We start from the raw sequence: 9,374 nt of genomic DNA on the forward strand, positions 1-9,374 counted from the left end.
ATTCGTTCAATGAGGTGGGCAATCTCCGTCATCGTAATGCCTTTTTGAAACAAGTGAATGACCGTATTTTCAAGCGTATCGTTCGAGCGTTTATACGGCGCAATCATCTGTTGACGAAAATCGCCATTGCGATCACGTGGGATTGCCAGCTTTAAGTCGCCATACTCCGTGTGCAGCGTGCGTTCGTACACACCATTTCGTGAATTCCCAGAGTTAAAGCCGATACGGTCGTATTTTTCATCGTCCAAAAACGCCGTTAACTCCTGCGCTAACAGCGTATTGACTGCTTTTTCAAGATGACTACGAAAAACTTCACTGATATTGCCATTTTGCGCTAGCGTTTGAATGATTTCTGTCGTAAACTTATCCATAGGAAGACCCTCTTTCTAGAATTGGTTGTGGTGACTTTATTCTACCAAGAATTGGGTCTTCTTTTTTTATGGTTTTTTTTCATTTACACAAAATATTTTACGCTCTCGTCTTTTTATTTCTACTTAAAAACCTTAAATATTTATAATGGTAAATTTGATATTTTCCTATTTCAAAATTTATAAAATATCAAATTATTCTTTTTTAACACATTATAATATACTGATATAGAAAAATTAAATTTATTGAAAACATTTAATGAAGTCCATGAGAAACCAACAGTTCTACAGCATTGGAAAATTGGATGGAGTTTAAAAGCTTTAAAAGTAGCTTACAACAGTCTTCCAAAATCGATTAAAAATAAATTTGGTTCTCAAGCTAAATTTTTAGCAGTGGTTGGAGCTTTTGAACATTTTACTGGAGATATTCAAGCTAAAATCATTAAAGAATTAACAGCACAAGGATTTAGTAAAACTCAAGCAACTATTGTGGCGAAAACTATCACATTTTTAGCTTTTTAATTAACTGTATACTAAATTATATAGGAGGAATAAAATGCTAGTAAATATCATAGGAAGCAGCTCAATTTTACTTTTATTAGTTATGATTATCTTAAATACGTCTCTAAGCAAGATTATCACTGTATTATTCGTTAGTTCGGTACTTTTATTTCTAGTACGAGTATTTGTAGAAGGCAGTAAATTATCAAGTGCTTTTACAGAATCTTTTGGGATTCTAAGTATTGTAGGATTTATTTGTGTAATTATTCATTTTTTAAAGCGAAAAAAAACTTCAACTAATTAATAATCTGTATTAAAAAAGCCCCTGTATCTTCTACATTATTATGAAAGATAAGGGGCTTTGTTTTATACTTTTTCTACATTTTCCTTCTTAGCTGTTAGATATGTTTTAGATTTGGTTTTTAAACGATACACATTTTCTACTTTAATAATTTCTGTGACAGTAAACGCTGTGCTCACTTTAAGCGTTTGAATACGTTTAGACTCATTGAATTTAACGCTATCGTATTCGCCACATTCTTTAATAACACGATACAATCCTTTAGGTGCATTTGATTTGTAATACTTCTCTGTATTCGAGTTACCAACCAGTGTGACGGTATCACTTTAAGCCCTAAATATTCCGCAATGCCATCTGCAATAGCGTAGCCTTGCGATGCTAACCACGCTGAATTGCGCATATATTTAATATCAATTGTCGAATCCATAAAGCCACCTTCTGTTAAAATAGCCGGCATTGAAGTATCACGTAACACTTGGTAATTCGCATGTTTTGCACCACGATTTTGTAGTCCAGTAGCCTTTACTAAACGTTTATGCACGATGTTCGCAAGTTTGGTTGCTTTTGTTGCAGACGCTGAAAGACTAAATGTTTCTGTACCGTCCCATTTATTAGACCATATATTTGTGTCCGCATTGTGGTGGCACGATAGACATTGGCACCCCAGTTGTTTGCTCGCTTTGCACGTGTTCATAAAGCAACATCTGTACGGCCTGTTGCATCATCTATGTGCAATGTTTGAATGTCATATTGATGGAATGATGAAAGAAAGATACGCAAGCCTATCAATTAATGCGAGTAACTATTCAAAATATTTGATGGGTACGCGCCTGTCGTTGATTATTTAAAAACAGCGACACGTCGCATTCGTGAAAAAATTTCACTGACAAAACAGCTGCACACGTATATGCTACGTTACACACATATTAGTTTTTTGGATGAAGCTAGTGTAGATTTGCCTTATGAATCGTGTTGGCCATAAATTATCAAAGTTATACTATTTTTTTGATACTGCTTTTCAAAAATTTATTTATAAGAAAGACGACTTTTTTCGACATTTTTATTTTATATATATTTTTGTTATTTCCCGAATTTTAAATGCTTTCTTAAAATCCTCCCAGGAATTTAATATACATAATTATGAACACTAAATTATCTTTATCCTTTAATATGCAGATAAAAAATACCATTTATTCCTTATAAATATAAATTTATTGAAAAAAGAGTACTATATTTCACTTTATAATAATTTTTATGTAACAGACGTTTAAAGCTTATTTTTAGGCGTTTTAAGCGTCTTTTCGACACTAATTCATACAAATTGTCGATTCTTGTCTTATGTACGGTAAAAAGGCTTAAAAAGCTCTTTTAAAAAAATAAAAATCCGCGAATGAAAATCATCCGCGAATTTTTATTTTTTACCATTGGAATAACTTCTTACGAACAAGTGAATCAAAGTGGCGATAAAGTAGCGATACACTTTCTACCAACTCTTCAATTTCTGCATTAGAATAATTCCATGCGTTTTCACCATCATCCATAATAACGAGCATTTGATTTATGTACAATTCATAAATTGCTATAGCATCTGCAAAACAATCAATTTCTGATTGTTGAGCGACTTCTTTATCTTTCATGCTATCAAATACGTTTAATGCTTTTTGAAGTTCCTCTGTCACAGCTTGGCGATCACCAATTTTAACTGTTGGTGTTGGAACTTCTCGTAAGCTAGAAAAACGTTTAATACGTTTATTTTTTCTATGTTTCTCTAATAATTCTTTTGTAGAATGCATCTCAATTCCCCCAACAAAAATGTGTTCAGTTGTCTAGTCTTTCATGTTTGTACCCTACAATATCATAGTTTTTTAGTATAACGCAACCAGTATCAAAAAAATTCAGTGTTCATCATTAGAATTCCAACTTTAGATATATCATTCACAAATTTATACAAAATTTTTTATATTTAAGTAAAATTAACTATTTTTTATCCTTTTTATTCAAAAAACACTCAAAAAAAAAGAGTTAATTACTTTATTAACGTAATGTTTTTTTTATAAACACTGAAATAAGCTCATTTCTAAATTAATCTACTTTACCTACAAAAATTTTATTAAATTAACGTTTTTTATTTTAAAAGTTGCTTATTCTTTATAAAAAAACCCTACTAAATAAACATTTATACACGTTTTCATTCGATTTTATTCTATAATTCAACTTCTTTTGATATATAAATTTAACTAGTCATCCAATATCATCTCTTATTCGAATTTACAAATTAAAAAAGCCATGCAAAATGCATGACAGTTAACCCGCAATACGGTAATAATTATACCAATTTAAAAAATCAAAACGTTTAATTACATTAAGCACGCATGGCGTTTGTTCTAAACGTTCTAATTTACGATGTTCACTTGCAAATTCTTCTTCCACCCTCATTGTCATATATGGTAATTTACGTTGTGATTTACGTGAGCGCAAATTTTCTGAACGAGCCCCTGCAAATACATATTGCAAATCGTATTGCGCAAAAGCTGTATACAATATTTGTTCTTTCGCTAAGAAATTATAACCTTTTCCCCAATAAGGTTCTGCAATCCATGTGCTCATATGACATGTCTTTGTCACTTCATCAATATTTTTTAATGTGATAACGCCTATTAATTGATGTTGTTCATCTCGAATTATACGTGAATAAAAATGACCTTCCATTTCTTCAAGTTGCATCGTACGTATGAACTGAATCATGGCTTGAGGTGTACAATCTTCAGATTTTAGTGCTAATGCACACCGTACAGATGGTGTAGCAATCATAGATGCTAGTTCTGCAGCATATGAAATATCATGCGGTTGTAAAAAAACTTTAATCATTGTAGTTCCCCCCTACTCTACATTGGAGAGCTTCCCGATGACCTGCTTCGCCAGCTTATGATCCTCCTCTAAATTTAGAATATCCTTCGCGAGACGTAGTGCTTCCTGTTGTGAAACGAGTGTAAGCGATTCTGTATATAAAAATAATAAATCTTCTAACGGACCTATTTCCTGATAGCTTGTAATTTCAATTGCTTTACGTGCATGGCACGCTGCCGAAACGTACGCACCTTCTATAAAACTAAGACTGCTTGTCAGTAATTTATAAGCAATTCCATGCAATTTCCAAGATTCCAATTCGATAAGTAGTAAGTTGATGAATGTATAATTGGCGATAGATTCATTTTCATACGCCAAATATAACATTTGCTTTTCTAATTCATCATATGAAATTGTTTGTGCTATATGAAATGCTTGTTCAAAATCGCCCTTTATCAAATAATCCTCTAAATCACTATTCATCGGTATACTCCTTTTTTGTAATTCTATGTCTATCATACAAAAAATGTGACGTTTCTTTCAATTCTTTCCCCTTACTATTTTCCCTATTCAAAAAAAATAAAACACACCCTATAATCATTTTATTTTTCGGTACTTCTTGTAATAATAGGCATTAAAATCTACTCACATTTATAATCGTTACTTTGATTTTAGTATTTTTTCTTAAGGACGTTTAAAAAAGAGCATTTCTGTCTATAAATTACTATGATATTAGAAGGGGATGATTGTCATGAAGGATAAAAATACAGCATTTTTTTATATAGGAATTATGTTTTCTTTATTTTTAACGTTAGTGTTTGCACCGATTACAAGCTTGTTCATTCAAATTCTCTTACTTTTAACCACTCTATTAATGGCTTATAATGCTTACTGTATGTATAAACGCGTAGCTTATATAAAGTCCGATTCGCCATTTGAGGACTTTTTTACTTCTAAATAAAAGTAAATGCAGCAGCTTATACTACATATTCGTTTTACTTCATGTTGCATCATACTAAAATAGCGACAATCCAATTAAACGGATTGTCGCTATTTTAGTATGATGCACAAATTAGGATTTATAGTTCATTATAAGAAAGGTGTACAATACCTGTCACAGTATTATTTTTTTCATTAATATAGTCTTCAAGCTCCATTTCTACAGAATATGATACATGAATACCGCATTCACAAAATGTCGCTGGAATATCGCCAACAAATAGTTCCCCGTTCACTGTTGGATATATTTTTGAAGTTAGTATTTTTTCTTTTTTGCAGGCACATGTTCCGCAAATCATTTTTCCACCTCGTTGCATACTTCTAATATTACATTATTATAGACCTGAATTTATTCCTCTGTCAATCAAAGCCTAATTAACTATTCATTCAAAATATAAAATTATTTATATTCATTTTTCAAAACATAAAAAAGGTATTATTTACTCATAAAAAAGAGTTATCATACTAAGATGTTAACTCTACTCTTTACTAATAGATGCTGTTATTTTTTATTATTTTGACGCATTTCGGTCATTTGACGCCACATAGAGCCTTTTGCATCTTCGCCTTGCGTAATACGCTCGATTGCCATTTTAATTTGTAGTTTTACCTCAAATTCTTTGTCATTACTGGCTTCTTCTAATGCAGGTAGCGAAGCTTCTGTACCTGTTTCATATAAGAACATCGCTGCACGCCAACGAACTAATTTATTTTTATCCTTTAATGATTCTTGCATTGCTTCTTCAAATTCACCGAAGCTTAAATCACTCATGCAATCACCAGCTGTACGACGAACTGAGGCGGATTTGTCTTTCAATGCTTCAATTAAATAAGGTACAACAATTGTATTTTCAATCATACCAAAATAAACGGTTGCAAGACGGCGAATCGACATTTTTTCATCTCTTAAAGCAGCTTCTAATAACGGAATATCATCTAGTTCTGGATCAGGAATTTGATCAAGTAATTGAAAACGTTTTTCCCAATCATCTACTTGGAATTCCTCTAATGAGATTTTACGTTTTCTCGTTGGAACTGTACGATTTTCTCGGCTCGCTGTAACAAGTTCCTCGATGCGATTATCTGGAAATGCAGCTTCTAGCTCTTGTACTAACGAAATACCTACCTTTTCTTTGTCGCCATAACGAACACCGTAATCAACCCATTTACGTTGCATAATATAGTTTTCGTCATCTTTCATCGCTTCTGAAAAGGCATCAACAAAACGTTTAGATAAGCCAAAACGTTTTTCTTCCATATTATCAAAGACTTTTACTTGTAATGGGATACCATTAAACATTTGAACATGTACATAGGCTTCACCAAAATGATCTACTGAGCCATTTGTAGAGGTAGCTTCTGCTTCTTCACCAAAAACTTGGCGAACAGCTATTAAAATGGTTTCCCAATCAAATTTACCAATACGTTCTACAGCTAGAAAATCAGCTACATGATAAATGCCCTTTACGCCGTCGATTTTCATAATTTCCTGAATAATCTCAGGTGCTGTTTCAACAGTGGTCTTATTGTAATTATGCGCTGTGCCAAATGGTAACTCTTGGTCTAAAATAACTTTCATTGTATTTGGACTTGGTGTCGGTTCAATTGATTTGATATGCATTCAAAAATCCCCCTTTTATCCATTTACTATATCATTTAGATAATCATAACGTTCACTTAAATGCTCATACTGCTCGTTTAGTTCTTCTAATTCAATCGTTAAACGTTGTAATAAAGTGAAATCTGAACCTGCTTTTGAAATTTGCTCTTCGTGTTCCATAATATCATTTTCAACGTTTTCAATATTTTTTTCAATGTCTTTCCATTCTTTTTGTTCTTTAAAGCTAAGTTTTTTCTTTTCTGTTTTAAGTTGTTTTTCTTTTACTTTTTCAACTTTTTCTTCTTTTGGGGCGTGTTGTTTTTCAGCATGTTTTTTTGCTAAAAAATCGGTATAAACATCTAATGATTCTTCTAATCCGCCTTGACCATCTAACACCCATAATTTTTTAGCAATACGGTCTAGGAAAAATCGGTCATGCGAAATTGTCACAACAACGCCTGCAAAATGCTCAATAAAATCTTCAAGAACCGATAATGTCTCGATATCTAAGTCATTTGTAGGTTCATCTAGTAAAAGTACATTCGGCTGTTCCATTAATAATTTTAATAAGTGGAGTCGTTTTTTCTCGCCACCAGATAATTTTCCAATTTGTGCGCCATGTGAGTGCATTGGGAATAAAAATCGTTCAAGCATTGCTGCTGCTGAAAAATGCTCGCCATTTACATCTTTAATATCATTGGCCGTTTCACGAATGTATTCAATCATACGTTGATTGGAATCCATCTCTGGTAAATGCTGCGTAAAGTGTGCGACCTTAACCGTCGAACCAACTTCAATTTCACCACTGTCAGGAAGGATTTCTCCAGCTAACATTTTTAATAATGTCGATTTCCCCGCACCATTTGGTCCAATAATCCCAATATGATCACCTTGTTGTAATAAGAAATCAAATGATTGAATTAAATGCTTCTCACCAAAGCCTTTTGTCACTTGTTGTCCTTCAATTACTTTTTTACCAAGACGTGTTGTCGCAAGGTTCATTTCTAAATCCGTTTTTGAATTATCTTTTTGTAGTGTGTCTGATAATTGTTCAAAGCGTTGAATACGTGCCTTTTGTTTTGTAGAACGTGCCTGTGCACCACGTCGAATCCATTTTAATTCCGAACGATAGCGATTTCGATTTTTTGCATCTGTCGCAGCGTCCATTTCTTCACGAATCGCTTTTGCTTCTAAATATGCACCATAATTACCACTATGTTTATATAATGTTTGATTCGCTAATTCAAAAATTTGTGTTGATGTACTATCCAAGAAGTAACGATCATGCGTAATAATAATTGCAGCACCTTTCAAACGATTAATCATATCCGTTAGCCATTCTGTTGATTCTACATCTAAATGGTTTGTTGGTTCATCAAATAAATATAAATCTGCTGGTTCAATTAATGTTTTCGCCAGTGCAACACGTTTTTGTTGTCCACCTGATAATGTGCCTACTAATGCTTCGTAATCGCTAATACCGAGTTTCGTTAAGGCTGTTTTTGCAAGCGCATTAATATCCCAGCCATTTTCTGTATCCATACGTTGCTGAAGTTTAAATAATTGTTGTTGTACACGCTCATTCATTGGGTCAGCATTTAACGCTACTAGTGCTTCTTCATAGGCTTTATTTAATGTAATAACCGGAGAATCTCCTGTAAATACCGCTTGTAGCACGGTTAATTTTGTATCAAATACTGGATTTTGTGGGAGGTATGCAATACGATAATTTTTAGGATGGTCGATATCAATAGCGTCTGTTTCTAATTCCCCTGCTAAGATAGCCATTAATGTTGATTTCCCTGTGCCGTTAATACCAATTAACCCTGCACGTTCTCCTTCGACCAATGTTAAATCAATATTATTAAACAGCGTTTTATCCCCTACTGTTTTTGTGAAATTTGATACGATTAAGTGACTCATATTTTACCTTCTCTTTCTGCGCTCAATTGTTGTAAAAACTGTACCATAAATTTATGGCGTTGTGACGCTAATTTTTTACCATATGCTGTCGTCATTAAATCTTTTAACTTTAATAGTTTCTCGTGAAAATGCGTCACAACAGCGCTATCTTTTGCACGATATGCTTCCTCAGATTCATATGTATGCATCTCTTCATCATCATTATAAATCAAACTTCCATGCGCACCACCGAATATAAAAGCACGTGCAATACCAATTGCCCCTAATGCATCTAATCGGTCAGCATCGCGAACAATTTTCATTTCAATAGTCGTTGCTTCTAGCTCATATCCACCACGATAAGAAACCGCCGCAATTGTTTCTTTAACTTGTTGCTGTTCATCATCTGATAATAATAGTTGCGCCAAAATAGTTGCTTCTATGTCTTTAGATGTTGCATATTTTGCATCACTGACATCATGTAATAAAACTGCTAATTCAATAATTTTTTCATTAGCAGTTGGTTCTGTTTCTGCAATTGCACGAGCAGTCGCTAACACCCGCTGTATATGTTCAAAATCATGACTCGCATCAAATGAAGCATACACTTCTTTTACAAGTTTGCTACATTGTTCAGTAGTTGTCATCTTCTCACCTCATCTCTACCATTATACATGGAAACTGTTTAAAATAGAGTATGATTACATATAGCTAAAGCATCTTTGCTTTTTATATATATTCATTCATAAAAAAAGAGACTGTGACATAAGTGAAAATTCCAGCCTTTAATAGAGAAGGTGATGTCGAATTTGACATCACCTTCTCTATTTTTATGTATAAATTGGGAATTACCATT

At 33.1% G+C, this 9,374-nt stretch carries 11 protein-coding genes; 1 reads left to right on the plus strand and 10 read right to left on the minus strand.

Annotation, left to right across the window (positions count from 1 at the left end; all coding sequences use genetic code 11):
• The coding region (locus tag ACFSY7_RS05400; protein ID WP_380147129.1) for a transposase at positions 1-371 on the minus strand (371 nt) is incomplete at its 3' end.
• A 243-nt stretch (positions 372-614) separates the two neighbouring features.
• Between ACFSY7_RS05400 and ACFSY7_RS05405 the strand changes: the two genes are divergently transcribed.
• Positions 615-890 (plus strand): hypothetical protein, encoded by a 276-nt coding sequence (locus tag ACFSY7_RS05405; protein WP_380147130.1) that lies wholly within the window; start codon positions 615-617, stop codon positions 888-890.
• A 345-nt stretch (positions 891-1,235) separates the two neighbouring features.
• On the opposite strand, the gene ACFSY7_RS05410 is transcribed toward ACFSY7_RS05405, so the two are convergent.
• From ACFSY7_RS05410 to ACFSY7_RS05450, 9 genes are all read right to left on the minus strand, one after another.
• Positions 1,236-1,427 carry a DUF5776 domain-containing protein gene (locus ACFSY7_RS05410; RefSeq protein ID WP_380147132.1) on the minus strand — a complete coding sequence of 64 codons (192 nt, stop codon included), beginning with the start codon at positions 1,425-1,427 and terminating at the stop codon, positions 1,236-1,238.
• Positions 1,346-1,864 carry an N-acetylmuramoyl-L-alanine amidase gene (locus ACFSY7_RS05415; RefSeq protein ID WP_380147133.1) on the minus strand — a complete coding sequence of 173 codons (519 nt, stop codon included), beginning with the start codon at positions 1,862-1,864 and terminating at the stop codon, positions 1,346-1,348. Before ACFSY7_RS05415 ends, ACFSY7_RS05410 begins: the two co-directional genes overlap by 82 nt.
• Positions 1,865-2,588: 724 nt before the next feature.
• On the minus strand, positions 2,589-2,963 hold the full coding sequence (locus tag ACFSY7_RS05420) for a hypothetical protein (protein ID WP_020189672.1): 375 nt from the start codon (positions 2,961-2,963) through the stop codon (positions 2,589-2,591).
• Between the two features lie 511 nt (positions 2,964-3,474).
• Positions 3,475-4,038 (minus strand): GNAT family N-acetyltransferase, encoded by a 564-nt coding sequence (locus ACFSY7_RS05425; RefSeq protein WP_380147134.1) that lies wholly within the window; start codon positions 4,036-4,038, stop codon positions 3,475-3,477.
• 12 nt (positions 4,039-4,050) lie between these two features.
• Positions 4,051-4,500, minus strand: a complete 450-nt coding sequence (locus ACFSY7_RS05430; protein ID WP_380147135.1) for a hypothetical protein — start codon at positions 4,498-4,500, stop codon at positions 4,051-4,053.
• A 596-nt stretch (positions 4,501-5,096) separates the two neighbouring features.
• On the minus strand, positions 5,097-5,252 hold the full coding sequence (locus tag ACFSY7_RS05435; protein WP_380147136.1) for a hypothetical protein: 156 nt from the start codon (positions 5,250-5,252) through the stop codon (positions 5,097-5,099).
• Positions 5,253-5,518: 266 nt separating this feature from the next.
• Complete coding sequence (locus ACFSY7_RS05440) at positions 5,519-6,637, minus strand: conserved virulence factor C family protein (RefSeq protein WP_380147137.1); 1,119 nt, start codon at positions 6,635-6,637, stop codon at positions 5,519-5,521.
• Positions 6,638-6,652: 15 nt separating this feature from the next.
• Positions 6,653-8,539, minus strand: coding sequence for an ABC-F family ATP-binding cassette domain-containing protein (locus ACFSY7_RS05445; RefSeq protein ID WP_380147138.1), 1,887 nt, complete (start codon positions 8,537-8,539; stop codon positions 6,653-6,655).
• A complete protein-coding gene (locus ACFSY7_RS05450) occupies positions 8,536-9,165 on the minus strand; it encodes an HD domain-containing protein (protein WP_380147139.1) in 630 nt (209 codons plus the stop codon). Before ACFSY7_RS05450 ends, ACFSY7_RS05445 begins: the two co-directional genes overlap by 4 nt.
• Between the last annotated feature and the right edge of the window lie 209 nt (positions 9,166-9,374).

It is taken from the genome of Kurthia populi (genome assembly GCF_042686175.1).
Classification (GTDB): domain Bacteria; phylum Bacillota; class Bacilli; order Bacillales_A; family Planococcaceae; genus Kurthia; species Kurthia populi.